This window comes from Xylophilus sp. GOD-11R (genome assembly GCF_033546935.1).
Lineage (GTDB): Bacteria > Pseudomonadota > Gammaproteobacteria > Burkholderiales > Burkholderiaceae_C > Xylophilus.
Map to the genome: position 1 here is coordinate 4005974 of NZ_CP137854.1, position 25412 is coordinate 4031385.

General features: G+C 70.2%; 19 protein-coding genes. 16 read left to right on the top strand and 3 right to left on the bottom strand.

The genetic code is table 11. The annotated features are described in order from the left end of the window. Positions 1-27: 27 nt before the first annotated feature. From R9X41_RS18555 to R9X41_RS18580, 6 genes are all read left to right on the top strand, one after another. The gene (locus tag R9X41_RS18555; RefSeq protein WP_318631917.1) at positions 28-867 is read left to right on the top strand and encodes an ABC transporter ATP-binding protein; all 840 of its coding nucleotides are present in this window, start codon (positions 28-30) and stop codon (positions 865-867) included. Positions 868-883: 16 nt separating this feature from the next. Further along, the gene (locus R9X41_RS18560) at positions 884-1657 is read left to right on the top strand and encodes an ABC transporter permease (protein WP_318631918.1); all 774 of its coding nucleotides are present in this window, start codon (positions 884-886) and stop codon (positions 1655-1657) included. A gap of 10 nt (positions 1658-1667) precedes the next feature. Next, positions 1668-2138 carry a nucleoside deaminase gene (locus R9X41_RS18565; RefSeq protein WP_318631919.1) on the top strand — a complete coding sequence of 157 codons (471 nt, stop codon included), beginning with the start codon at positions 1668-1670 and terminating at the stop codon, positions 2136-2138. Between the two features lie 107 nt (positions 2139-2245). Then, positions 2246-2746 (top strand): DUF2844 domain-containing protein, encoded by a 501-nt coding sequence (locus R9X41_RS18570; protein WP_318631920.1) that lies wholly within the window; start codon positions 2246-2248, stop codon positions 2744-2746. Continuing rightward, positions 2733-4010: a DUF3443 domain-containing protein gene (locus R9X41_RS18575; protein ID WP_318631921.1), complete on the top strand. Its 1278-nt coding sequence runs from the start codon at positions 2733-2735 to the stop codon at positions 4008-4010. The genes R9X41_RS18570 and R9X41_RS18575 overlap by 14 nt, the downstream gene beginning before the upstream one ends. Before the next feature lie 22 nt (positions 4011-4032). Continuing rightward, on the top strand, positions 4033-5028 hold the full coding sequence (locus tag R9X41_RS18580) for a DUF2272 domain-containing protein (RefSeq protein ID WP_318631922.1): 996 nt from the start codon (positions 4033-4035) through the stop codon (positions 5026-5028). Here R9X41_RS18580 and R9X41_RS18585 read toward each other — a convergent pair. Beyond that, positions 5011-5946 (bottom strand): DUF72 domain-containing protein, encoded by a 936-nt coding sequence (locus R9X41_RS18585; RefSeq protein ID WP_318631923.1) that lies wholly within the window; start codon positions 5944-5946, stop codon positions 5011-5013. The genes R9X41_RS18580 and R9X41_RS18585 overlap by 18 nt on opposite strands. Positions 5947-6069: 123 nt before the next feature. On the opposite strand from R9X41_RS18585, the gene R9X41_RS18590 reads away from it, so the two are divergent. From R9X41_RS18590 to R9X41_RS18630, 9 genes are all read left to right on the top strand, one after another. Beyond that, positions 6070-7065, top strand: a complete 996-nt coding sequence (locus tag R9X41_RS18590; RefSeq protein WP_318631924.1) for an ABC transporter substrate-binding protein — start codon at positions 6070-6072, stop codon at positions 7063-7065. A gap of 144 nt (positions 7066-7209) precedes the next feature. Then, on the top strand, positions 7210-8262 hold the full coding sequence (locus tag R9X41_RS18595; RefSeq protein WP_318631925.1) for a Rieske 2Fe-2S domain-containing protein: 1053 nt from the start codon (positions 7210-7212) through the stop codon (positions 8260-8262). Positions 8263-8273: 11 nt separating this feature from the next. Next, a complete protein-coding gene (locus R9X41_RS18600; protein ID WP_318631926.1) occupies positions 8274-9365 on the top strand; it encodes an aromatic ring-hydroxylating dioxygenase subunit alpha in 1092 nt (363 codons plus the stop codon). 8 nt (positions 9366-9373) lie between these two features. Then, on the top strand, positions 9374-10231 hold the full coding sequence (locus tag R9X41_RS18605) for an ABC transporter permease (RefSeq protein ID WP_318631927.1): 858 nt from the start codon (positions 9374-9376) through the stop codon (positions 10229-10231). A 19-nt stretch (positions 10232-10250) separates the two neighbouring features. Further along, positions 10251-11030: an ABC transporter ATP-binding protein gene (locus tag R9X41_RS18610; RefSeq protein WP_318631928.1), complete on the top strand. Its 780-nt coding sequence runs from the start codon at positions 10251-10253 to the stop codon at positions 11028-11030. Then, positions 11027-11959, top strand: a complete 933-nt coding sequence (locus tag R9X41_RS18615; RefSeq protein ID WP_318631929.1) for an alpha/beta hydrolase — start codon at positions 11027-11029, stop codon at positions 11957-11959. Before R9X41_RS18610 ends, R9X41_RS18615 begins: the two co-directional genes overlap by 4 nt. Next, positions 11956-12930: a PDR/VanB family oxidoreductase gene (locus R9X41_RS18620; RefSeq protein WP_318631930.1), complete on the top strand. Its 975-nt coding sequence runs from the start codon at positions 11956-11958 to the stop codon at positions 12928-12930. Before R9X41_RS18615 ends, R9X41_RS18620 begins: the two co-directional genes overlap by 4 nt. Before the next feature lie 49 nt (positions 12931-12979). Beyond that, positions 12980-15094: an ATP-dependent helicase gene (locus tag R9X41_RS18625; RefSeq protein WP_318631931.1), complete on the top strand. Its 2115-nt coding sequence runs from the start codon at positions 12980-12982 to the stop codon at positions 15092-15094. Then, a complete protein-coding gene (locus R9X41_RS18630; RefSeq protein WP_318631932.1) occupies positions 15085-15408 on the top strand; it encodes a 2Fe-2S iron-sulfur cluster-binding protein in 324 nt (107 codons plus the stop codon). Before R9X41_RS18625 ends, R9X41_RS18630 begins: the two co-directional genes overlap by 10 nt. Before the next feature lie 7 nt (positions 15409-15415). Here R9X41_RS18630 and cynS read toward each other — a convergent pair whose 3' ends face one another. Beyond that, complete coding sequence (gene cynS, locus R9X41_RS18635; RefSeq protein ID WP_318631933.1) at positions 15416-15859, bottom strand: cyanase; 444 nt, start codon at positions 15857-15859, stop codon at positions 15416-15418. 127 nt (positions 15860-15986) lie between these two features. Next, a complete protein-coding gene (locus R9X41_RS18640; RefSeq protein ID WP_318631934.1) occupies positions 15987-24839 on the bottom strand; it encodes an Ig-like domain-containing protein in 8853 nt (2950 codons plus the stop codon). Between R9X41_RS18640 and R9X41_RS18645 the strand changes: the two genes are divergently transcribed. Continuing rightward, the gene (locus R9X41_RS18645) at positions 24832-25047 is read left to right on the top strand and encodes a hypothetical protein (RefSeq protein ID WP_318631935.1); all 216 of its coding nucleotides are present in this window, start codon (positions 24832-24834) and stop codon (positions 25045-25047) included. The two genes, R9X41_RS18640 and R9X41_RS18645, sit on opposite strands and share 8 nt — an antisense overlap. Positions 25048-25412 lie beyond the last annotated feature (365 nt).

Consider the following 25412-nt stretch of genomic DNA (forward strand, 5'->3'; position numbering starts at 1 on the left):
CGCCCTGTTGAACCGATCGGATCTGTCATGCAAGACACGCTCACCGAACCTCCCTTCGTCGATTTCCGCGACGTCTGGCTCGCCTACAACGAGGAGTTGCTCCGCGCGAACCACTTCGCGGTGGAGAGCATCGACCTGCAGGTCAGGCGGGGCGAGTTCATCGCCATCGTCGGGCCGTCGGGTTGCGGCAAGTCGACGTTCATGAAGCTCACGACCGGGCTGCGCATGCCCTCGATGGGCAAGATCCTGATCGACGGGCAACCGGTGACCGGGCCGCTCAAGATCTCGGGCATGGCCTTCCAGGCCTCTTCGCTCCTGCCCTGGCGCACCACCATGGAAAACGTGCTGCTGCCGCTGGAGATCGTGGAGCCCTACCGCTCCAGCTTCAAGCAGAAGAAGAAGGAATACGAGGAACGCGCCCGCAAGCTGCTGCAGAAGGTGGGGCTTTCCGGCTACGAGGACAAGTTCCCCTGGCAGCTCTCCGGCGGCATGCAGCAGCGCGCCAGCATCTGCCGCGCACTGATTCACGAGCCCAAGATGCTGCTGCTCGACGAGCCCTTCGGCGCGCTCGACGCCTTCACCCGCGAGGAACTGTGGTGCATCCTGCGCGACCTGCACGCCGAGCAGGGCTTCAACGTGATCCTGGTGACCCACGACCTGCGCGAGAGCGTGTTCCTGGCCGACTCGGTGTATGTGATGAGCAAGAGCCCCGGACGCTTCGTGAACAAGCGCGAGATCGACTTTCCGCGCCCGCGTCCGCTGGAGCTGACCTACACCAAGGAATTCACCGACATCGTGCTCGAACTGCGCAGCCACATCGGCGCCATCCGCACGCCCGTCGGCGGCGCCACCGCCGTCCCCCAATAAGCACTCCACCCACGCCATGAAGCTCAACAACAAACAGATGGAACGCTGGTCGCCCTGGCTGCTGCTGGTGGTGGTGCTGGCGCTCTGGCAGATCGTCTGCAGCGCCTTCGAAGTCTCCGAGTTCATCTTCCCCAGCCCGGCACGCATCTGGTCGCAGCTGGTGGAGTTCAAGGCGATCATCGCCGGCCACGCCTGGCGCACCTTCTGGGTGACGATGGTGGGCTTCGGCATCGCCATCGTGGTGGGCGTGCTGCTGGGTTTCGTCATCGGCAGTTCGCGCCTGGCCTATGCCGCCGTCTACCCGCTGATGACCGCCTTCAACGCCCTGCCCAAGGCAGCCTTCGTGCCGATCCTGGTGGTGTGGTTCGGCATCGGCGTCGGCCCGGCGATCCTTACCGCCTTCCTGATCAGCTTCTTTCCGATCATGGTCAACATCGCCACCGGCCTGGCCACGCTGGAGCCCGAACTCGAAGACGTGCTGCGGGTGCTGGGTGCCAAGCGCTGGGACGTGCTGATGAAGGTCGGCCTGCCGCGCTCCATGCCCTACTTCTACGGCTCGCTCAAGGTGGCGATCACGCTGGCCTTCGTCGGCACCACGGTGTCGGAGATGACCGCCGCCAACGAGGGCATCGGCTACCTGCTGATCTCCGCCGGCTCCTCCATGCAGATGGGCCTGGCCTTCGCCGGCCTGCTGGTGGTGGGCGCGATGGCGATGGCGATGTACGAGCTGTTCAGCGTGATCGAGAAGCGCACGACCGCCTGGGCGCACCGCGGCTCGTCCGGCCACTGAGTCCGCCGGCATGACACCTGCGCAGATTGAAGCGGCCCTGCTGCGCGCCAACGCGGTCGCGCTGCGCGCGATGGCCATGGGCCGCCACCCGTTCGGCGCGCTGCTGCTGGCGCCGGACGGCGAGACGGTGCTGGCCGAGCAGGGCAACATCGACACGGTCAACCATGCCGAGTCGACGCTCGCGCGGCAGGCTGCGTCGAGCTGGCCCGGCGCCTATCTGGCGCGCTGCACCCTGGTCACCACCTTCGAGCCCTGCGCCATGTGCGCGGGCAGCATCTACTGGGCCGGCATCGGCCGTGTGGTGTACGGCGCGGAAGAAACCACCCTGCTCGCGCTCACCGGCGACCACCCCGAGAACCCCACGCTCGCCCTGCCCTGCCGCGACGTTTTCGCCAGCGGCCAGCGTCCGGTCGAGGTGATCGGCCCGGTGCCGGCGCTGGTCGACACCATGGCTGCACCGCACCGCGACTTCTGGCGTTGAGCCGGGCGGGCCCGCGCAAATCCCTACTCCGGGCTTGCCCCGGAACCGTGCACGAAAGTCACGTGCCAGAATCCGAGGCAGCCCAGCCCTTCACGGACCAACGCCCCATGGACCTCCCGACCCGCCTTTCGTTTCAACGCCGGACGATCGGCCTGCTGGCCCTCGCGGCCGGCCTGCTTCCCTCGCTGGCCTTCGCCACGCTCGGCGGCACCGAAACCTCCATCGAAACCGACCGCGTCGCCATGAGCGCCACCGCAGGCGCCAACAACGCCGGCGTGGGCTATACCGTGCGCAGCTTCACCCTGCCCTCGACGACCGTGGTGCGCGAATACCTGTCGTCGTCTACCGGCCTGGTCTTCGGTGTGGCCTGGGAAGGCCCGGCCATGCCCGACCTGAAGCAACTGCTCGGCGAAAAGCATTTCGACTCGATCGACAGCAGCGCCCGCAGCCGCAACCGTGAAGGACGTCGCGGCCCGATGGAGCTGCGCCCCACGGGCGACTCGTCCGGCCTGGTCTTCGATTCCACCGGCCACATGCGCGCTTTCGCCGGCCGCGCCTATCTCACCCCGCAACTGCCTAACGGAGTCGACACCGATGCGATCCGCTGACCCCACCGCCCTGTTCTCGCTCGCCCGACTGCGCGCCGGTGGCCTGGCGCTTTCCGCTGCTCTGACCCTGGCGCTCGCGGCCTGCGGCGGCGGAGGCGGCTCCGACAGCTCCAGCGGCGGCGGCGGTGGAAGCGGCGGTGGTGTCACGGCCAGCAACGTGGTGCCGCTGGTGGTCGACAGCGGCCCCCCGGGCGTCTCCAGCCGCATCGCCAACCTGCCCTACGCCACCGTCACCGTCTGCCCGCCGGGCTCCAGCAGCAACTGCCGCACCATCGACCACGTGCTGGTCGACACCGGCTCGACCGGGCTGCGCCTGCTGGCTTCGGCGCTGGGCACGCCGGGCAACTTTCCGCTGCAGGCCAATACCGCCGGCGCCCCGTATGCCGAGTGCGCCACCTTCATCAGCGGCTACACCTGGGGCTCGGTGCGCACCGCCGACGTCACCCTCGGCGGCCTGACCGCGTCCGCGCTGCCGATCCAGGTGATCGCCGACCCGGCCTACCCCACCGTGCCCGCCGCCTGCTCGGCCACGGGCAGCTCGCAGAACAACGTGGCCGACCTGGGCGCCAACGGCATCCTGGGCATCAGTCAGTTCGTGCAGGACTGCGGCGCCGCCTGCGTCAACTCTCCGATCGCCGCCGCCTACTACGCCTGCACCAGCGGCGCGTCGTGCACCCCGGCCACCGCGCCGCTGACGCAGCAGATCACCCACCCCATCGCCATGATGGCCACCGACAACAACGGCTCGATGATCCAGTTCCCGGCGGTTTCGGCCAGCGGCCAGGTCACCGTGGCGGGCTCGCTGGTGCTGGGCATCGGCACGCGTTCCAACAACGCCGTCGGCTCGGCCGTGGCCTACGGGCTCGACCGCAACACCGGCTACCTGAGCTCGGCCTACAACGGCCGCACCTACAGCCGCACCGCCTTCGACAGCGGCTCCAACTTCTACTTCTTCAGCGACACCAGCATCCCCCGCTGCACCGGCAGCAGCAGCAGCTTCTACTGCCCCGCCTCCACGCTGACGCTGTCGGCCGCCATCAGCGGCACCAACGGCGTCAACGGCACGGTGAGCTTCCGCATCGCCAACGCATCGCAGATGTTCACCAGCTCCAACAGCACCGCGGTGCTGCCGGACGTGGGCGGCACCATCGGCTCGACCACCGGCTTCCTCTGGGGCCTGCCCTTCTATTACGGCCGCAGCGTGTTCACCGCCGTGATCGACCGCAGCACCCCGCTGGGCAACGGGCCGTACGTCGCCTTCTAGGCGGCGTACCCACCAGCCGCCGGTGCATCGCCGAACCCGCGCGCGCCTGGCGGCCCTGCTCGCCGGGCTCATGGTCTGCGCGGCACAGGCGGCCGAGGTGGACGCCCTCTGCGCCGACACCGCCCGCCAGCCGTCGCGCGACCCGCGCGTCGCCGCCCTCGTCGCCTCGGCTCGCGCCGAACACGCCGGCTTCGGACGCCAGGAAATCGACAGCGCCGGCCGCCTGATCCGCTCCGGCTACGGTGAAGCCGAGTTCGACCGCGACGCCGACGACACCGAGCCCGCCTGGCGCAAGGTGCAGCGCTACTGGCAGGCCTGGTCGGCCGACGAACCCGGCCAGGTGCGCGACAGCGGCAGCCGCTGGCAGCGCATCGCCCTGCTGCGCGAATCGGTGCGCTCCGTCAGCACTGCCCGGCTGTCCACCTTCGGCGGCGAAGGCATCGGCCTGGGATTGAGCGCACGCGAAACGGACGCGCTCGACACTTCCCTTACCCGCGCCGCCCTGGTCGACAACCCATGGTCGGCAGTCTTCATCAGCTACCTGATGCGCGCGGCCGGCTTCGGCCCCAACGAGTTCAGGTTTTCCGACGCCCACGCCGACTACGCCCGCGCTGGCTTCGCCACCCGACGAGCCGAAGCCGATGCCGCCACCGGTGCCGGCGCCTACCGGGCCTGCGACCTCGCCACCACGCCGCCCCGGCCCGGCGACCTGGTCTGCAACACCCGCGCACGCGCCGCCTTCGTCGACACCTTCGGCGCGCTCGAACAGGCGCTGCGCAGCGGCCGTTCGCTGCCGATGCATTGCGAGGTGGTGGTCCAGGTCGATACGGCAGGCTTGTCGATGCAGGCCATCGGCGGCAACGTGCTGCAGTCGGTCACGCTGCGCCATCTGGCGCTGCAGCCGCAGGCCGACGCGGCCCTGCCGCCGCTGCTGTCGCCCGCCTACCGCGAACGCGCCGCCGCGCCCGACGCGAGCTTCAACGACCAGCCCTGGGTGCTGCTAATGCAGGTCCGATAGGTCGAAGGGGTCGGCCGGCGCCGTCGTGCCGGCGCCATACCAGAGCGTCAGCAGCTTGCGTGCGTTGGCCTGGCCCTGGTCACGGTAGTTGGTGTTGAAGGTGGCGTGCACCTGGCCGGACTGCTCTTCGAGCCGCCGGATCGCCGGCAGCATGGCGCGCAGTTCGGTGTCGTTGTAGACGTAGTTGAAGCGGCCCGACGACGCGCCCGATGCGCTGTTCCAGGCCGACACGTTGCGCCCGTGCAGCCGCACGATGGCGAGCTCGGGATGCGTCGCCTCCCACACCGCCGGCACGCTGTTGGAAAAGTCGCCCTGCGGCGCGTCGACCACCACGTTGACCACTTCCAGCTGCCGCAACATCGCCAGCGTGCGCCGCGCCTGCGGCCCCTCGAACCAGCTGCGGTGGCGAAACTCGAAGGCCACGGTAGCGCCGGCCATCATGTCCACGCAATGCTCCAGATGCGTCTCCACCTCCGCGCCCGGCCGCACCGAGGGCGCGAACTGGAACAGCACCGCGCCGAGCTTGCCCGCCGCCTGCAGGGGATGCAGCGCGGTGCGCATGCGCCACCACAGCTCCTGCCGCACCTCGGCTGGCATGTCGCGCCAGTGCACCGTGTCGCGGGTGCCGACCTGCGAGCGCAGCTCGCGCGGCAGGGCCGACAACGGCACGTCGTGGCCGGTGAAGGCTCGAAACGCCTTGATGTCGAACACGAAGCCCGGCGGCGTGCGCTCGGCCCACAGCTGCGCGTTGCCGGCGTGGGGCAGGCCGTAGAAAGTGGAGTCGACCTCCACCATCGGAAACCGCGAGGCGTAGAAGCGCAGCCGCTGCTCGGCGGTGTGCACGTCGAGCGGATAGAAGAGCCCCGGCGTGAGCAGGGTGGGGTCGGTCCAGGAGGCGGAACCGGCGAGCAGGGTCATTGGCACATCCATTGCTTTGTACGTACCGGGCGTCTAAGAGGCTGGGCGGGTACGGTGCATGTCGCACCGCGCGGTTGCACAGTACGAGCGAGACGTATGGTGAAAAGGGTGTTATGGCATGAATTGAAACGCAAGATCAATCTTGCCCTGGCGGCGTCTGCCTGCGTGTTGGGAGCCTGGCTTCCCCAGGTGGCACAAGCCAAGGAAAAGATCGTGTTTCTCACGGGCTGGACAGCCCAGGCCGACTACGGCGGCTTCTACCAGGCCGTAGCCGAGGGCCTCTACGACAAGTACGGCGTCACCGTCGAACTGCGTGAGGGCGGCCCCGGTATCAATGCTTCCCAACTGCTCGCGGCCAAGGCGGTCGACTTCGCCCTGGTGCAGTCGAACGACGCGGTGGTCAACCTGCGCCGTGCCGGTGCACCGGTGACCGCGGTGGCCGCCTTCGCGCAGAAGAACCAGCAGACACTCATCACGCACAAGGGCAACGGCATCGCCTCGCTGGCCGACATGAAGGGCAAGCCCGTCATGATCTCCACCGGGTCGGCCACCACCTTCTGGCCGTGGCTGCGCGCCAAGTACGGCTTCAGCGATACGCAGATCCGCAAGTTCGCCTTCAGCCTGGCGCCCTTCCTGTCGGACCCCACGGCCATCCAGCAGGGCTTCGTCACCTCCACGGAATACCTGGCCGCGCAACAGAAGGCCGAGACCACCTCGTTCCTGCTGGCCGACTACGGCTATGCCAGCTACGGCGTGCTGCTGGTGGTGCCGGAGGAGTGGATCAAGACCAAGCCCGCCGCCGTGCAGGCTTTCGTCGACGCCACGGCCGAGGGCTGGCAGCGCTTTCTCTACGGCAACCCGGAGCCCGCGATGGCGCTGATCAAGCAGCGCGATCCGCAGATGACCGACGGGCTGCTGAAGTTCGCGCGGGAGCGTCTGCTGTCGATGAACATCGTCGCCGACGCCACCACCGCCAAGCTGGGCATCGGTGCCATGTCGGACCAGCGCTGGGCCGACCACATGAACGTGCTGGTGCAGGAGGGCGTGTTCCCCGCCGGCACCGACACCAAGGGCGCCTACACGCTGCAGTTCGTCAACCGCGGGCCCTCGCCCAGGTAAGGCCGGCCCGACGACCACCGGCGCGGCCTCCGGGCCGCGCGATTCGCCTCCTTTTTTCCTGTTCATCGCAGGCCGTGACAGCACCGATCGCCGCGCAGCGCGGCCTCGGGCGCACGCGCCCGCACGTCCCCACGAGATACCAATATGCTTCAGACCGCCCACCCCGTACTGCGCCGCTTCTGGTACCCGCTGATGCCGGTCGCCCGCCTCGACGCCGGCCCGCAGCCCTTCACCCTGCTCAACACCGAAATCGTCGTCTGGCGTTCCGCCGACGGCAGTCTGGGCGCCGTGCGCGACCGCTGCTGCCACCGCTCGGCCAAGCTCTCGCGCGGCTATGTCGAGGGCAACTGCATCACCTGCGCCTACCACGGCTGGGCCTACGGCGCCGATGGCCAGGTGATGCGCATCCCGCAGGCCGCGCCCGAGCAGCAGGGCAAGCCCACCGGCCTGTCGATCGACTCCTACCACGTGGCCGAGCGCTACGGCCATGTCTGGGTGGCGCTGGAAGATCCGCTCTCGCCCATCCCCGAACTGCCGGAAGCCAATGACGCCAGCCTGCGCCGGCTCGACCAGTTCTGCGAGGTCTGGCAGTGCGCCTCGATGCGGGTCATGGAGAACTCGTTCGACACCTCGCACATCGCCTTCACCCATCGCCATTCGTTCGGCGACATCACCGACGTGGTGCAGGAGGCGCTGCATTTCGAGGAGACCGAACAGGGCTTCGACGTGGCCGAGCGCAGCCACCGCGCCATGAACCGTACCGGCGCGGCCGAAGCCCTGCGGGTGGAAGGCGAGATGACCCAGCGCACCCAGACGGCGCAGTGGTTCATGCCCTTCTCGCGCCGCCTGGCGATCCGCTACCCATCGGGCCTGCAGTGCACCTTCTTCACCGGCGCCACGCCGATCGACGACAAGAGCTGCATGCTGGTGCAGTTCTGCTTTCGCAGCGACACCGAGGAAGAGGTCAGCTTCGAGGCCGCCACCGCCTACGACCGGATCATCGTGGACGAGGACCGGGTGATCCTGGAAAGCATGGAATACGACGTTCCGCTGGTGCCCACCCGCGAGGAAGAGATCGCCATGCGCTCCGACCGGCCCGGCCTCACCATCCGCCGCCGCATGCGCGAGCTGCTCGCCGCCCATGGCGAGACCGAAAGCCGTCTGCGCCCCGAGTTGCAGATCGCCGTCGCGCGATAAGGAGCCGCGCCATGCTGATCACCCGACAGACGGCGCTGCGCCGCTTCTGGTACCCGGTCATGCCGGCCGCCGTGCTCGACGACGGCGGACTGCATCCCTTCACCCTGCTGGGCGAGCCGATCGTGCTCTGGCGCGCCGCCAACGGCGAGCCGGCCTGCCTGCGCGACCGCTGCTGCCACCGCACCGCGCGGCTGTCGCTCGGTTTTCTGGAGGGCGACGACGTGGTCTGCGGCTACCACGGCTGGACCTTCTCGCCCGAGGGCCGCTGCGTGCGCGTCCCGCAGCAGCCGGCCGGAACCCCCATCGCGGCCAATGCCTGCGTGCCGGCCTACCGGGTGCAGGAGCGCTACGGCTACGTGTGGGTGACGCTCGCCGCGCCCGGCCAGGAGCCGCTGGCCGACCTGCCCGATCTGCCGCAGGACGCCGACCCGGCGTTTCGCCGCATCGACGAATTCCACGAGGAATGGGGCATCGGCGCGCTGCGGCTCATGGAGAATTCCTTCGACAACGCACACGTGGCCTATGTGCACCGCGCCACCTTCGGCGATGTGCAGGACCCGCGACCCAACCTCTACCGGATCACCGCGCAGGGCAAGTACGGCTTCGAGGCGACCACGCATTACCGCGTGGTGGTGCGCGGAGAAACCGCCCAGCGCGCCATCGGCAGCGACGAGGCCGAAACGGTGCGCGAGCAGACCTCCGCCTGGTTCATGCCCTTCGTGCGGCGCACCGGCATCCGCTACCCGAACGGGCTGGCGCACGTCATCGTGACCTGCGCCACGCCCATCGACGACCGGCGCTCGATGATCCTGCAGTGGGTCTACCGCAACGACACCGAGCAGGAGGCGAGCGCGGCCAGCGTGATCGCCTTCGACCGCGCGGTGACGCTGGAGGACAAGGCGATCCTGGAGAGCTGCGACCCCGACGTGCCGCTGGCCGTGGTCGATGGCGAAGAGCTGCACATGGCCTCCGACCGGCCCGGCCTGGTGATGCGCGGCATGTTCATGTCGTTGCTGGCCGAGGCGGGCGAGACCGAGCAGCGCGCACCTTCGCCCTGGGCACCGGTGACGCCGCCGCGTGCCGTCGAGCAACAACCCGCCTGAAAGACCCCATGGCCGCCAATCCGCTATCGCTCGGCACCGTCCGCGCGGCCCCTGCAGCTGCGCTGCCGCCCTCCCTGCGCAGTCGCCTGCGACCCTCGACCTGGCTGCCGCTGGCGGCCGGCGCGCTCGCGCTGGCGGCCTGGGAGGCACTGGTGCGCGCGCTGCACATCGCCCCCTTCGTGCTGCCCGCGCCCAGCGCCATCGCCGCCGCCTTCTGGGCCGACAGCACCGGCCTGCTGTGGAGCCTGGCCAACACCGCCGCCGTCACGCTCGGCGCCTTCGCGCTGGCGCTGGCCAGCGGGTTGCTGGCCGGGGTGCTGATCGCACAGAACCGCACGGTGGAGATGACGCTGTGGCCGTACGCCATCGTGATGCAGGTCACGCCAGTGGTGGCCATCGCACCCATCGTGATGATCTGGGTGGGGCTCGACCGCGTCTGGCTGGCGCTGCTGATCCTGGCCTGGCTGGTGGCCTTCTTTCCGATCCTGGCCAACACCGTGGCCGGGTTGAAATCGGTCGACCGGGGACTTTCGGAGCTGTTCAGCCTCTACCGCACCTCGCGCTGGAAGCGGTTCCGCTACCTGCAGCTGCCGGCCGCCCTGCCCTACGTGCTGACCGGCGCGCGCATTTCGTCGGGTCTGGCCGTGATCGGCGCGGTGGTCGCCGAATTCGTCGCCGGCAGCGGCACCGCGCGCGGCCTGGGCTGGGCGATCGTGGAGAGCGGCAGCATGCTCAACGTGCCGCGCATGTTCGCCGCGCTGGTGCTGCTGTCGCTCTTTGGCGTGGCGGTGTGGGGCGTGACCACGCTGGTGCAGAAACGGCTGCTGGCTCACTGGCACGAGAGCGAAACCGTGCACGAGCACTGAGCCGGGAAAACCATCCGCCATGACATCTGCTGTTTATTCCGACAACGCCCTGGCTTGCCTGCGCGGCATCGGCAAGACCTTTCCCGGCGCCCGGGCGCCTGCGCTGCGCGACATCGATCTCGACATCGATCCCGGCGACTTCCTCTGCCTGCTCGGCCCCTCGGGTTGCGGCAAGTCGACCCTGCTGCGGCTGCTGGCCGGCCTCACACCGCCGGACGCCGGCGCCCTGCGCTGGGGCGGCGACGGCCAGCGCCCGGAGATCGGCTTCGTCTTCCAGGACGCCACGCTCATGCCCTGGGCCAGCGTGGCCGACAACGTCTACCTGCCCTTTCAGCTGAAGGACGTGCCACGCCCCCAGGTGGCCGGCGCCATCGACGAAGCGTTGGCGCTGGTCGGCCTGCGCGACGCGGCCGACGCCTATCCGCGCCAGCTCTCCGGCGGCATGCGCATGCGCGTCTCCATCGCCCGCGCGCTGGTCACCCGGCCGCGCCTGCTGCTGATGGACGAGCCCTTCGCCGCGCTCGACGAGATCACCCGCAACCGGCTCAACCAGGACCTCGCCGCGCTGTGGCGGCAGCTCGGCTGCACCGTCGTCTTCGTGACCCACAGCGTGATCGAAAGCGTGCAGCTGGCCAGCCGCATCGTGGTGATGGCCGCGCGGCCGGGCCGCATCGTGGGCGAGTTGCGCGGACTGGCCGACCGCCGCCAGACCACGCTGCCCGGCCTCACCGCGGCCGCCGCCGCGCAGAGCCAACGGGTGTCGGCCCTGCTCGACCAGGCCATGGGAGTCGCGGCATGACGACCTCGCTCGACACCACCACGCTCGACACGGACGCCATCGACCAGGCCACGCTCGACCGCCTGCTCGACCAGCGCGTGTGGGCGCGCGACATGGACGCCGCCCTCGCCCGCTACGCCCGGGCCAGCGCCGCTTTGCGCACGCGCCTGCCGCACCGCGCCGACATCGCCTACGGCCCGGATGCCGCGCAACGGCTGGACTGGTACGCGCCGCAGCCGGCGTCGCCCGGCGAGGCCAGCGAGCCCGCCCCGATCGTCGTCTTCGTGCACGGCGGCGCCTGGCGCTCCGGCAGCAAGCAAACCAACAGCTTCGCGGCAGAGACCGTGGTGCAAGCCGGCGCGCATTTCGTGCCGATCGACTTCGCGCCTTGCCCCGACGTCACCCTGGCCGCCATGGCCGCCCAGGTGCGCCAGGCCATCGCCTGGGTGCATCGCCATGCGGCGGACTACGGCGGCGACGGCCGGCGGCTGGTGCTGGCCGGCCACTCGTCCGGATCGCACCTGCTGGCGCTGGCCTTGGCGGCGGACTGGCGCGCCGAGTTCGGGCTGGACCCCGACTTCCTTCGTGCGGCCATCTGCTCCAGCGGCTTCTACGACCTGGAACCCGTCGCCCGCAGCGCCCGCAATGCCTACCTGCGGCTGGACGCGTCGCAAGCCTTGGCGCTGAGCCCGATCCGCCACATGGACCGCATCGCCTGCCCGGTCTTCGTCGGCACCGGCGAACAGGACAACGCGCTGATGCAGCTCCAGGCCGATGCCTTCGCCACGGCCCTGGCCGGTCGCGGCCTGCTCATGGACCGCCGCACCGCACCTGGCCTCGACCATTTCGAGGTGGCTGAAAGCTATGCGACCTCCGACGGCATGCTCGCGCGGGCGGTCCACGCCGCCCTGCGCCTGGCGAGTCCAAACGCCACGGAGGCCGGCCGATGACGCTCGATGCCATCGTCTCCGCCGCCACCGTGTTGCCCGGCCGCGTGCTGCACCTGCGGCTGCGCTCCCGCGACGGCTCGCCGCTGCCGCGCTTCGAGCCCGGCGCGCATGTCGACGTGCACCTGGGCACGCAACTGGTGCGGCAGTACTCGCTGTGCGGCGATCCGGAAGACGACTCCGAATACCAGCTCGCCATCCTGCTGGCCGAAGGCTCGCGCGGCGGCTCGCTCGCCGCGCACGGCAGCGCCGCGCCCGGTGCGCCATGGACGCTGGGCGTGCCGCGCAACCTGTTTCCGCTGGCCGACGGCCGCAGCGGGGCGATCCTGCTGGCCGGCGGCATCGGCATCACGCCGCTGCTGTCGATGGCCTGGCGGCTGCATCGGTCGGGGCGTCCGTTCCGACTGCATTACGCGGTGCGGCGTCGCGCCGATGCCGCGTTCGCCGACCTGCTGCAGGGCACGCCTTTCGCCGACCGGGTGATCATCTACGCCGACGACGATCTCGCGCCGCTTCCACGGCTGGACTTCGCCGCCGCGATCGGCGCGCCGCGTGCCGACACCCACGTCTACGCCTGCGGGCCGTCCGGCTTCATGGCGGCGGCGCAAGCCGGTGCCGCGCGCCTCGGCTGGCCGGCAGCGCACTACCACCAGGAGCATTTCCAGGCCGGGCCGGACGACGCGGACGCGGCGGAAGCGGCCGGCGACCGCCCCTTCACCGTCTGCGCCGCCCGCAGCGGCGTGACCGTGGAAATACCGGTCGGCCGCAGCATCTCCGACGTATTGAAAGGCGTGGGCGTCACCGTGTGGACCTCGTGCGAACAGGGCGTGTGCGGCACTTGCCTCACGCCGCTGCTCGAAGGCGAGGCCGACCACCGCGACCGCTACCAGACCAGCGCCGAAATGGCCGCGCAGACCCAGGTCGCCTTGTGTTGTTCGCGCGCTCGATCCCCGACCCTGGTGCTGGATTTATAGGCAACTTCGATCTGGACGGATATACAGTAGCGGGTTCACCGAATCCGCCATGTCCCGCCCGCTCCCCCCAACGGCCGCCGCCGCCTTCGACGCCCTCAATGATCGCCAGCGCGAGGCCGTCTGGTTCGGTATCGACGCCCAGGCCGACCTCGCCGCCCCCGGTCGCGCGGCCGGCGGCCCGCTGCTGATCGTCGCCGGCGCCGGCTCCGGCAAGACCACCACCCTCGCCCACCGGGTCGCCAACCTGGTGCTGCACGGCGCCGATCCGCAACGCATCCTGCTGCTCACGTTCTCGCGCCGCGCGGCAGTCGACATGGAACGCCGCGTGGGCGGCGTGCTGCAGAAGGTGCTCGGCACCGCCGGCGTGCAGGGCACCACGCCTTCGCTGCCCTGGGCCGGCACCTTCCACGGCGTCGGCGCACGGCTGCTGCGCGAGCACGCTGTCGCCATCGGCCTCGACGAGAACTTCACCATCCACGACCGGGGCGACGCCGAAGACCTGATGGGCATCGTGCGCCACGAGCTCGGTTTTTCCGCCACCGCCCGGCGCTTTCCCATGAAGGGCACCTGCCTGGGCATCTACTCGCGCTGCGTCAACACCCGCGCGCCGCTGGCCGAGGTGCTGCGCGACGCCTATCCCTGGTGCGCCGAATGGGAAGCCGAGCTCAAGCGCCTGTTCGGCGCCTACGTCGACGCCAAGCAGCAGCAGAACATCGTCGACTACGACGACCTGCTGCTCTTCTGGGCCGACATGGCTGCCGACCCCGCCCTGGGCGCCCTGCTCGGCGAGCGATTCGACCATGTGCTGGTCGACGAATACCAGGACACCAACCGGCTGCAGGCCGCGATCCTGCTCGGCATCAAACCGCGCGGCGACGGGCTCACCGTGGTGGGCGACGACGCGCAGGCCATCTATTCCTTTCGCGGCGCCACGGTGCGCAACATCCTGGACTTTCCCGCGCAATTCCAGCCACCGGCCACCGTCATCGCGCTCGAGCGCAACTACCGCTCCACCCAGCCGATCCTGCAGGTGAGCAACGCGGTCATCGGCCGCGCCGCCGAGCGCCACGCCAAGCGCCTATGGACCGACAAGGTCTCCACCCGCCGCAGCGAACTGGTGGTGGTGCCCGACGAGATGCAGCAGGCGCGCTGGGTGGCCGAGCGCACCCTGGCGCTGCGCGAAGGCGGGTTGCGGCTCACCTCGCAGGCGGTGCTGTTCCGCACCGCCAGCCACAGCGCCGCGGTGGAGCTCGAACTCGCCCGCCGCAACATTCCGTTCGTGAAGTTCGGCGGGCTCAAGTTCCTGGAAGCCGCGCACGTGAAGGACCTGCTCGCGGTGCTGCGTTTCGCGCAGAACCCGCGCAGCCGGCTGGCGGGTTTCCGGGTGCTGCAGCTGCTGCCCGGCCTGGGCGCGGCAACCGCCACCCGGCTGCTCGACGCCATGGAAGCCCACGCCGATCCGGCCTCGGTGCTGCTGGCCTGGCAGCCCCGGCCCGGGCTGGCCGGCGAGTGGCAGGCCTTCGCCACGCTCTACGCCAGCCTGCGCGACGCGCAGCAGGCCGTGTGGCCGGGCGACGCCGAACGCGCACTCGCCTGGTACCTGCCGCACCTGCAGCGTCTGCACGAAGACGCCGAGCCGCGCCAAGCCGACCTGGAGCAGCTGGTGCGGCTGGCGGCGGCCCACCCGTCGCGCGAGCGCTTTCTGGCCGAACTCACGCTCGACCCGCCCGAATCCACCAGCGACAAGTCCGGCGTGCCGATGCTCGACGAGGACTACCTCATCCTGTCCACCATCCATTCGGCCAAGGGCCAGGAGTGGACCTCGGTGTCGGTGCTCAACGTGGTCGACGGCTGCATTCCCTCGGACATGGCCACCGGCAACAGCGCCGAGATCGAGGAAGAACGCCGCCTGCTCTACGTCGCCATGACCCGCGCCCGCGAACACCTGCACCTGGTCGTGCCGCACCGCTTCTACGTCACCCAGCAAAGCCGCAACGGCGACCGCCACCTGTACGCCGCGCGCAGCCGCTTCATCGACGAACGCGACCTGCTCGATTTCGACCAGGTCTTCTGGCCACCACCGCCGGCCGGCGGCGCCGTACCCAAACCCGCGCCCCGCATGGAAACCGGCGTGCGCGAACGCTCCCGTGCCGCATGGAACTGAAGCCAGCCGCCGCTGCCACGACCTTCACCCTGCGCGTGGAGCCGCAGGGCTGGCAGGCGCTCGCCCCCGCCGATGTGCCGCTGCTGCTGGCCGCCGAGCGCGCCGGTATCGACATGCCGAGCTCCTGCCGCAACGGCACCTGCCGGGCCTGCCTCTGCCTCAAGACTTCCGGCGAGGTGACCTACCGCATCGACTGGCCGGGTCTGAGCCGCGACGAGAAGATCGAGGGCTACGTGCTGCCTTGCGCGGCCTACGCGCTGAGTGATGTGGTGCTGCAGCAGCCAGCGGCGCGCCGGGCCGGCCCGACGCGCTGAAGGCGGCTCAGTAAGTCTTGTACGGCAGGAACTTGCCCGACAGCACCACCCGCACCCGGTCGCCCTTGGGGTCGTTCTGGCGCTGCAGGTCCATCGAGAAATCGATGGCGCTCATGATCCCGTCGCCGAACTCCTCGTGGATGAGTTCCTTGATCGTGGTGCCGTACACGTTCACCAGCTCGTACCAGCGGTAGATGAGCGGATCGGTCGGCACGGCCGACGGCAGCGAGCCCTTGTAGGGCACGACCTGCAGCCACTTCCTGTCGTCCTCGCTCAGGTCGAAGATGCCGCCCACGATGTCGGCCTGCTCGGCCGTCAGCGTCATCTGGCCCAGGCAGGCCGCGGTGGTCCATTCCTTCGACAGCCCGACCTTCTCGGCGACGCTCGCCCAGCTGATGCCCTTCAACACCTTGGCGGTGATGATCTTTTCGGTAACGTCGTTGCGGCTCATGGCGAATGGCTCCTGTGGCCGAGTGGCGAAGCAAGAGCCTTGCCAGTGATCAGCCGGCGCTCGACGCGGCCGCAGCCAGAAAACAAACGCCCCTCGCGGGGCGTTTGGCATGGGCGGCGCGCCGGGCTCAGCGTCCGGGCAGGCGTTGGGGCACGAGTTGCCCGGGCGGCGTGCGCGGGGTGCGGTCGGACTCGAAGCGCAGGCCGAAATCGGGTTGGCGCTGCTTCGGATCGTTTTCCACGCTCTCCAAGGCGCGGGCGCGTTGGAGGATCTCCTCGCGCTGCGTTGCACTGCAGGCCTGCACCGCGAAGTCGGCCCGGTGCAGCTCGCCGTTCTTCAGGTCCACGAACAGGCTGCCGGCATCACCTGCGTTGCGGTTGGAGGTCGCCAGCATGGTCGAGCCTGCGGGCAGGCTCGCCGGGTCGACCCGCATCGCGTGGGTGATGGGGCGCATGCCGCAAATGCTGAAGTTGCCGTTCATGTCGGTGGTGATGTTGGTGCCGTCCTCCAGGTAGACCTTGGCCTGCGGAATGCCGATGTCCCGGTCGCCGTTTTGCTCGCCGTTGCCGTCGCAGTCGGTGAAAACCTTGCCCAGGATGCAAGCGTCGGTGGTGAACACACCGCCGGTGACCTCCACCGCGCTGCGCGCCTCGCCCGAGGCCAGGCCGTTGCTGGAGCGGGCGCGGGCATGGTTGACGCCGGTGCCGCGCTGCGCGCCGATGCCGATGCGCACCCGGTAACTCAGCTCGGCATGTTCGCGCGAGGGCAGATCGCCCACGGCGATGCTCATCACCGGGCCGCTGGCGCCACCAGGGTCGGGCAACTTCACCACCGCACCGGCTGCGCCATGGCGCATCGTCAGGGTGCCGGGTACATACCGGAAGCCCGCGGGCAGGCGGTCCTCGACCACGACGTCGCGGGCCACGCCCTGGCCCGGATAGGCCACGGTCACGGCGTAGACCACCGTGTCGCCGATGGCAGCCTGCTGGCGGCTGGCCGTCTTGGCGATGGTCATGCCGACGCCGCCGCCGACCACGGCGGCCGGCGCGACGGCGCAGGCCTCGGAGTCGGTGCACTGGCCGTCGGGCTGCGGGGCGGCTCCGCCATCGCGGCCCACCGAGGCGGGGACGGTCACTTGCGAGCCACTGAGCGCATCGGTCGGCCGCACGGTCACGCTCACCACCGACGACCCACCGCGCGGGGCGATCTGGCCGCCGGCGAAATCGCAAGTCACGAGCTGGGCCGCATCGATCGCGCAGTGCCAGTGTTCGCCCTCGCCGCCACGGTAGGTCATGCCCGCGGGCAGCTGCAGCTTGACCTGGGCGCGGATGGCGGCGCCCGAGCCGTTGTTGGTGACGGTGACGGTGTAGGCCGAGTCCTGGTCCACCGTCAATGCAGGCGTGGGCGGTGAGATCCGGATGCTCAGCGCCACGCCGTTGGCTACGCCCGCAGGCGGCGAGACCGCGCAGGCGCTGGTATTGGTGCATCCGGCGCCAGGCGCGGGTGCGGCGCCGCTGTCCTGCCCGACGGAAGTGGCCAGGCTCACCTGCTGGTCGGCCAGCGCCAGTTGTGGCAACACGGCCAGCGTCGCGGTGGTGGAGGCGCCCGGCTGCAGGGTGCCGGTGAAGTCGCAGGCCAGCAGGTGCGCGGCGTCTTCCGCACAGGTCCAGCCGGTGCCCGTGACACGCTGGTAGGCCAGGGCCTCGGGCAGCTGGACCTTGACATGGGCGCCGCTGTCGGGGCCGCTGCCGTGGTTGGTCACGGTGAGCGTGTAGGCCGACTCCATGCCCACCACCAGGCCCGGCGTGGGCCCGGCGATGGTGATGCCGAGCGCGATGCCGCTGCCCACCACCGCCGAGGGCACGTTGGTGCAGGCTTCGGGATCGGTGCATCCCGTGCCTGGCTCGGGCGCGGGGCCGCCGTCCTCGCCAATGGAGCCGCCAGGGCCCACGGGCTCGCCGGTGGCCGCGGGTGTGGGCCGTACCGTCAGCGCCACGGTCGTGCTGCCGCCTGCCGGGGCGATGCTGCCGGCGTAGTCGCAGGTGACCAGATTGGTGGCGTCGGCCGCGCAGCGCCAGCCGGTGCCGATGCCCGAGCGGAACTCCACCGTCTTCGGGAACCGTACCTTGGCCTGGGCCGTGGGCGAGGGCCCGGTGCCACGGTTGGTGGCTGTGAGGGTGTAGACCGAATCGGCGCCCACGGCCAAGGCGGGCACCGGCGCGGACAGCCGGATCGAGAGCGCGATGCCGCTACCCACGGTGGAGGCGGTGGCAGTGGCGCAGGCAACGCGATCGGTGCAGGTCGCCCCGGGCGTGGGCGCGCTTGCGCTGCCATCGTTCCTGCCGACCGAGGCCGAGGGCGCCACGCGGGTGCCGGAGGCCGCGGCGTCGGGGCGCACCGTCAGCGTGGCCGCACTGTGCGCACCGGCGGCGATGGCTCCGCTGAACACGCAAGACACCAGATGGGCCTCATCGGCCGCGCAAGTCCATCCAGCTCCCGACACCGTGCGGTAGTCCACGCTGGCGGGCAACTGGACCTTCACATGCGCGCCGCTGTCGGGCCCGGTGCCGTGGTTGGTGACGGTCACGGTGTAGAGGGAATCCACGCCCACGACCAGCGCAGGAGCCGGCCCGGCAATGGCGATGCCCAGCGAGATGCCGTTGCCCACCACCACCGACGGCGCGGTGATGCAGGCGGTGGGGCTGGTGCATGACGCGCCGGGATCGGGCGCCTGCCCCCCGCCCTCGCCGACCGAGCCGCCGGGGGCGACCGTCTCGCCGTTCGCGCCGGTGTCCGGCCGCACGGTCAGGGCCACGGCGGTGGTACCGCCGGCCGCCGCGATGCTGCCGCTGTACTGGCAGGTGACGAGGTGGGCCGCGTCGGCCGAGCAACTCCAGCCGGTGCCGCTGGCCGAGCGATAGGCCACGCTCGCGGGCAGCTTGACCTTGGCCTGTGCCGTGGGCGCCGGGCCGGTGCCGTTGTTGGTGACCGTGAGCATGTAGACCGAATCGGCACCGACCGCGAGGGTCGGCACCGGCGATGACAAGCGGATCGACAAAGCGATGCCGCTGCCCACGGTAGAGGCCGAGGCCGTCGTGCAGGCGATGGTGTCGGTGCAGGAAGACCCGGGCGCAGGCGCTTGTTCGCTGCCCTTGCCGACGGAGGCCGGTGGCGCCACGCTGGTGCCCGAGGCCGAGGCAGCGGGCTTGACCGTGACCGCGACCGCCGTGTTGGCGGCAGCCGCGATCGTGCCGGTGAAGTCACAGGACAGCAGGTTGTCGGCATTGGCCGCGCAGGTCCAGCCGTTGCCGGACGCCGAGCGATAAGCCACGCTCGCCGGCAACTGCAGCTTGACGTGTGCCGCGCCCGCCGGGCCGCTGCCGTGGTTGGTGACGGTGATGGTGTAGGCCGAGTCCACGCCCACGACCAGCGCCGGCGCAGGCCCGGCGATGGCGATACCCAGCACGATGCCGCTGCCCACCACCACCGCCGGTGCGGTGGTGCAGGCGGTGGTGCTGGTGCACGACGAACCCGGGTCGGGCGCCTGGCCGCCGCCCTCGCCGATCGTGCCGCCGGGAGCGATCGTCTCGCCGGTCGAGCCGGTGTTCGGCCGCACGGTCAGCGCGGCAGCGGCCGTGCCGCCGCCAGCCGCGATGCTGCCGCTGTAGTTGCAGGTCACCAGATTGGCAGCGTTGGCCGCGCAGCTCCAGCCGGTGCCGCTGGCCGAGCGGTAGGCCAGGCTCGTGGGCAGCTGGACCTTGGCCTGGGCCGTGGGTGCCGGGCCGGTGCCGTTGTTGGTCGCCGTCAGGGTGTAGACCGAGTCGGCGCCGACCGCCAGCGCAGGCGCGGGCGAAGACAGGCGGATCGACAACGCGATGCCGCTGCCCACTGTGGATGCGGTGGCCGTGGCGCAGGCGACCGTGTCGGTGCAGGTGGTGCCCGGCGTTGGCGCCTGGGTGGTGCCGTCGGCCTTGCCGACCGAAACCGCCGGCGCCACGCTGGTGCCCGAAGCCTCCGCCGCGGGTTTGAAGGTCAGGCGAACCGCGCTGCTCGCACCTGCTGCGATGGTGCCGGCGAAAGCGCAACTCAGCTCCTGCGGCGTGCCGACACCGGTCACGCCGACCGCCACGTTCGTGGCGGCGCTGCAGGTCCAGCCCACGCCGGTGACCGAGCGATACGCCATGGACTGGGGCAGGCGCATCTTGATGTGCGCCCCGCTGTCGGAGCCGGTGCCGTGGTTGGTGACCGTGGCGGTCCAGGTGGAGTCCACGCCCACGACCAGGGCCGGCGTGGGCCCCGCGATGGCGATGCCCAGCGAGATGCCGCTGCCCACGGTGACCGAAGGCGCGGTGGTGCAGGCCGTGGCACTGGTGCAGCCCGGCCCCGGGTCGGGCGCCTGTCCCCCGCCGTCGCCTACCGAGCCACCGGGCGCGACCGTCTCGCCGGTGCTGCCGGCGGCCGGCCGCACGGTGATGGAGGCCACCGCCGTGCCGCCCGCGGCCGCGATGCTGCCGCTGTAGTTGCAGGTGAGCAGGTTGCTCGTGTTGGCCGAGCAGCTCCAGCCGGTGCCGCTGGCCGAACGGTAGGCCACGTCCGTGGGCAGCTTGACCTTGGCTTGCGCGGTGCTGGCCGGGCCGGTGCCGTTGTTGGTGACGGTGAGCGTGTAGACCGAGTCCGCCCCCACGGCCAGCGTGGGCACCGGGCTCGACAGGCGGATCGACAGCGAGATGCCGCTGCCGACGGTGGCCGCCGCAGCGGTGGCGCAAGCGGTCGTGTCGGTACATGTGGTGCCGGGCGCGGGCGCCTGGTCGCTGGCCTTGCCTACCGAGGCCGGCGGCGCCACGCTCGTGCCTGCAGCGGCCGTGGCCGGGCGCACCGTGACGGTCACAGCCGTGTGAGCGGCCGCCGCGATGGTGCCGTTGAAGTCGCAGGACACCAGATTGGCCGCATTGGCCGAGCAGCTCCAGCCCGTGCCGCTGGCCGATTGGTACGCCACGCTGGCCGGAAGTTGCAATTTGACGTGTGCTGCGCTGGCCGCGCCACTGCCGTGGTTGGTGACGGTGAGGGCATAGGCCGAGTCCACGCCCACGACCAGGGCCGGCGTGGGCCCCGCGATGGCGATGCCCAGCGAGATGCCGCTGCCCACGGTGACCGAAGGCGCGGTGGTGCAGGCCGTGGCACTGGTGCAGCCCGGCCCCGGGTCGGGTGCCTGCCCCCCGCCGTCGCCTACCGAGCCACCGGGCGCGACCGTCTCGCCGGTGCTGCCGGCGGCCGGCCGCACGGTGATGGAGGCCACCGCCGTGCCGCCCGCGGCCGCGATGCTGCCGCTGTAGTTGCAGGTGAGCAGGTTGCTCGTGTTGGCCGAGCAGCTCCAGCCGGTGCCGCTGGCCGAACGGTAGGCCACGTCCGTGGGCAGCTTGACCTTGGCTTGTGCGGTGCTGGCCGGGCCGGTGCCGTTGTTGGTGACGGTGAGCGTGTAGACCGAGTCCGCCCCCACGGCCAGCGTCGGCACCGGGCTCGACAGGCGGATCGACAGCGAGATGCCGCTGGCCACGGTGCTCTTGTCGGCAGTGGCACAGGCCACCGTGTCGGTACAGCCCGAGCCCGGCGTGGGCGGCTCCGCACTGCCGCCTCCCCGGCCTACCGAGACGTCGGGCGCCAGGGTGATGCCAGCTGCCTCTGTCTTCGGCTGCACGGGTATCTGCACGACGGTGGTGTTGCTGCCCGGCGCGATGGTGCCGGTGTAGTCGCAGAAGAATTCGTGCGGCTCGGTGGCCGGCAATGGCGCAAGGGTCGCGGCGGGCCTGCAAGCCCAGCCGCTGCCCGCGCGGGCCGTGCCGTAGGCCACGCTGCCCGGCATCCGCATCTTGATGCGCGCACCGTTGGCAGCTCCGGTGCCATGGTTGGTCACCGTCAGGGAATAGAACGAACTCACCCCCACGGCCGGCGCCGGGCTGGGGCCGGTGATGGCAATGCCCAGCGAGATGCCGCTGCCCACCGCATAGGTGGCACTGGCGCAGTGGGCCGTGTCGGTACAGCCGCTCGGCGCCGGTGGCGGGGCGCTGCCGGTGCCCACCGAATAGCCCACGGTGACGTCCTTGCCTGCCACCGAGGCGTCGGGCTTGAGGCGCCACTGCAAGGTGGTGCTGGCCCCGGGCGCAATGCTGCCCGAGAAGCTGCAGGGCACGATGCCGGCCGAGGCAGCCGAGCAGGTCCAACCCGTGCCGCTGCTGCCTTCCAGGGCCACGCCGGTGGGCAGCAGCAGCTTGGCGCTGCCCGCGCTGGCCGTGGCGTCGCCTCCGTTGGACAGGGTGGCGGTCACGGTGGAGATCGCGCCAACGGCCAGCGCGGGCGAGGGCTGCGAGATGGCCAGCCGCAGGTCGGCCAGCACGAACTTGTAGCCCGCCGGGCTGGTGGTATAGCGGCTGGCGCCGATAGTGAAACTGCCGGCCACGGCGTTGCCCGCGACCGAAACCGCCGTGCTTCGGGTGCCCGGTTTGGTGCTGGTCGCGTCGACATGGCAGGTGCCGTCGAGGCCGGTCACGCAACTGCCGGCCACGCCGACGCCCGCGCCCAGGTTCACCTCCGGGGTGGCAGCGAAGGTGACGGCCTGCCCGCCGACTGCCTTGTCGGCGTCGTCGCGCACCATGGCCTCGATGCGGTTGGTGGCGCTGCCGTCGGCCAGTTGGCCATCGGTAACCATGCGCACGCCCGAGTGCGACGCCTGCGGGGGCGGAATGGTCACGCAGGCGCTCGATCCGCTGCCGCTGGTGACGGTCACGTTGGTCGTGCTCGAGATGTTCGTAGAGCTGTTGGTGAACGCCGTGGGGTTGCTGGTGCAGTTGCCGTTGGTAGAGCCACTGCGGTTGGTGACCGCCACGGTCACCGTGCAGGAGCCGCCGGCCGGCACGGCGACGCCGGCGACCTGGATGGTGCTGCCGCTGGCAGTGGCCGTGACCACGCCGCTGGTCTTGGCGTTGCTGCAAGTACCGCCGATGGCCGGTGTGGCCGCCACCATCAGGCTGGTGGGCAGTGTGTCGGTGAAGCTCGCCGAGGCGGCCAGGGTGGTGGCCGGGTTGGTCAGCGTCAGCACCACATTGGTGGTGCCACCCGAGGAGAAGCTGCTGGGGTTGAAGGACTTGGCCAGGCTGGCAGTCGCCGCCACGAAGCCGTAGCTCACCGGGCTGGCCGTGTAGCTGGCCCCCGACACGGTGAAGGCGTTGGCCACCGCACCGGCGGCCAGCGAGACGGCCGTGGACTTGCTGCCCACCGTCGTGCTCTTGGCCGACACCGAACACAGGCCGGTCGTGGCCGCCGTGGTGCAGGTCGCGGCCGCGCCGACACCGGCGCCCAGGTTCACGCCGGGCGTGGCGGCGAAGGTCACGACCTGCCCGCCAACCGGCGTGCCGGCGTCGTCGCGCACCATCACCTCGAGCACGTCGGCCGAACTGCCATCGGCGAGCTGGCTGTTGGTCGTCACCCGCACGCCGGACTTGGCGGTGGCCGCCGGCGGAATGGTCACGCAGGCGCTCGACGATGTGCCACTGGCCACCGTCACCCCGGTCATGCCCGAGATGTTGCTTGCGCTGTTGGTGAATGCCGTGGGGTTGCTGGTGCAGTTGCCGTTGGTAGAGCCGCTCTTGTTGGTGACCGCCACGGTCACCGTGCAGGAGCCACCGGCGGGTACGTTGACGCCGGCGACCTTGATGGTGCCGCCGCCGGCGGTCGCCGTGACCACGCCGGTCGAGGTGGCGTTGGAACAGGTGCCGCCGATGGCCGGTGTCGCCGCCACCATCAGGCTGGCGGGCAGCGTGTCGGTGAAGCTGGCCGAAGCGGCCAGCGTGGTGGCCGGGTTGGTCAGGGTCAACACCACGTTGGCGGTGGCGCCCGAGGAGAAGCTGCTGGGACTAAAGGATTTGGCCAGGCTGGCGGTGAGCGCGACGAAGTCGAAGCCCGCTGGGCTGGGTTTGTAAGAGTTGCCGCCGGCGGTGAAAGTGCCGGCAAGCGCGATGCCCCCGACGGTGACCGCGCTTTTCTTGCTGCCGCCGCTAATGCTCGACGAGGTGGCATCGACCCGGCAAAGTCCGGTGGCCGCAGTGGTGCAACTGCCCGCCGAGCCACGTGTGCTGCCATCGAAGGCGACATCGGCACCCGGTGATGCGAAGGCGACGCTGGTCGAACCGACGGGATTGTTGTTGGCATCGCGGATCAGCACTTCGAGCACGTCGGTTTTCACGCCGTCGGCTATCGCGCTGTTGGTGACCACGCGTACGCCCGATCCGGCGGCCGATGCCGCTCCCGCGATGAAGTTGTAGCTGAGCGTGCCGATGGCAGAGCCGCCGACGGAGACGGAGCTGGAATAGCTCGCTGCCACGGTACTCGTGGCTTTGACACTGCAGACGCCGCTGGTGTCGGTGGAGCATGTGCCCGCTGCGCCATAGGCGCCGCTGCCGAATCGCACGCCGGACGTCGCGGCGAACGTGACGGTGGCGCCCGGAACGGCGTAGTTGCTACTGTCGCGGATGGTGGCCTGCAATACGTCGGCGGCGCTACCGTTGGCGATCTGTCCGTTGGTGGTGACCGCGATACTGGACTTGCCCGCGCTCGGTTCCAGGGCGACGAAGTTGTAGCTGAGCGTGCCCAGCTTCACGCTGCCCGCGCTGACCTGGCTGGAGTAGCTGGCAGCCTTGGTGGAGGTGGCGTCGACGCTGCAACTGCCGTTGGCGTCGGTGGTGCAACTGCCCGCCGCCCCTGTGGTGCCCGAGCCGAACTTCACGCCCGAGGTGGCGGCGAAGGTGACGCTGGTGTTGGCGATCGGGCTGTTGGCCGCATTGCGGATGGTGGCGCTGAGCACATCCGAGGAGACGCCGTTGGCAGATTGACCGTTGCGGGTGACGCTGACGCTGGAGTTGGCGGCCGCCGGACCGAGGGCGACAAAACTGTAGTTGACGTTGCCGATGGTGAACAGTGAGGTGCTCACGCTCGTTGAAAAAGTACCGGCGGCCGTACTGGCCTTGCTGACGGTGCACTTTCCGTTGGAATCGGTAGTGCACGATCCGATCCCGGAAAAGCTGACGCCCGCATTCTGGACAGCCGTGTTGGATGAGTCGCGAATGGTGGCTTGTATGACGTCTGCCGCGCTCCCATTGGCGAGCTGGTTGTTGGTGATGACCTGCGCGCTCGAGTAAGCGGACGATGGGGTTCCGGAGAAGAAAATCGACTGGCTCCACTTGTACTTTTGATAGTAGAGACTGATAGCGGAAGAAACCATCACATCGATCGAGATCGAGCCACCACGCCGGGACTTGACGGTGAAGCGGCAGTTACCGTCGGAGTCACTCGATTCGCAGCGGCCTTCCTGACCGAAGCCTCTACCGAAGTCCACGTCCGACTGAGCGCTGGCCACCACCGTGATGCCGACACAGGGGGACGAGGGGGCATCCACCACGCCCACATGCACCAGCAGGGTGCCGCTGGCGACGCCGTCCGCCGGCTGGTTTTCCTTTTCCACAGAGGAATAGGTGTACGCGCTATGGATGTACGGAGAGCGACG

What these genes read in the sequence shown, in the direction of transcription:
- R9X41_RS18575 (WP_318631921.1), top strand. Translation starts at nt 2,733, where the DNA reads ATGCGATCCGCTGACCCCACCGCCCTGTTCTCGCTCGCCCGACTGCGC.
- R9X41_RS18565 (WP_318631919.1), top strand. Translation starts at nt 1,668, where the DNA reads ATGACACCTGCGCAGATTGAAGCGGCCCTGCTGCGCGCCAACGCGGTC.
- R9X41_RS18610 (WP_318631928.1), top strand. Translation starts at nt 10,251, where the DNA reads ATGACATCTGCTGTTTATTCCGACAACGCCCTGGCTTGCCTGCGCGGC.
- R9X41_RS18625 (WP_318631931.1), top strand. Translation starts at nt 12,980, where the DNA reads ATGTCCCGCCCGCTCCCCCCAACGGCCGCCGCCGCCTTCGACGCCCTC.
- R9X41_RS18560 (WP_318631918.1), top strand. Translation starts at nt 884, where the DNA reads ATGAAGCTCAACAACAAACAGATGGAACGCTGGTCGCCCTGGCTGCTG.
- R9X41_RS18615 (WP_318631929.1), top strand. Translation starts at nt 11,027, where the DNA reads ATGACGACCTCGCTCGACACCACCACGCTCGACACGGACGCCATCGAC.
- R9X41_RS18585 (WP_318631923.1), bottom strand. Translation starts at nt 5,946, where the DNA reads ATGACCCTGCTCGCCGGTTCCGCCTCCTGGACCGACCCCACCCTGCTC.
- R9X41_RS18630 (WP_318631932.1), top strand. Translation starts at nt 15,085, where the DNA reads ATGGAACTGAAGCCAGCCGCCGCTGCCACGACCTTCACCCTGCGCGTG.
- cynS (WP_318631933.1), bottom strand. Translation starts at nt 15,859, where the DNA reads ATGAGCCGCAACGACGTTACCGAAAAGATCATCACCGCCAAGGTGTTG.
- R9X41_RS18555 (WP_318631917.1), top strand. Translation starts at nt 28, where the DNA reads ATGCAAGACACGCTCACCGAACCTCCCTTCGTCGATTTCCGCGACGTC.
- R9X41_RS18595 (WP_318631925.1), top strand. Translation starts at nt 7,210, where the DNA reads ATGCTTCAGACCGCCCACCCCGTACTGCGCCGCTTCTGGTACCCGCTG.
- R9X41_RS18570 (WP_318631920.1), top strand. Translation starts at nt 2,246, where the DNA reads ATGGACCTCCCGACCCGCCTTTCGTTTCAACGCCGGACGATCGGCCTG.
- R9X41_RS18620 (WP_318631930.1), top strand. Translation starts at nt 11,956, where the DNA reads ATGACGCTCGATGCCATCGTCTCCGCCGCCACCGTGTTGCCCGGCCGC.
- R9X41_RS18605 (WP_318631927.1), top strand. Translation starts at nt 9,374, where the DNA reads ATGGCCGCCAATCCGCTATCGCTCGGCACCGTCCGCGCGGCCCCTGCA.
- R9X41_RS18600 (WP_318631926.1), top strand. Translation starts at nt 8,274, where the DNA reads ATGCTGATCACCCGACAGACGGCGCTGCGCCGCTTCTGGTACCCGGTC.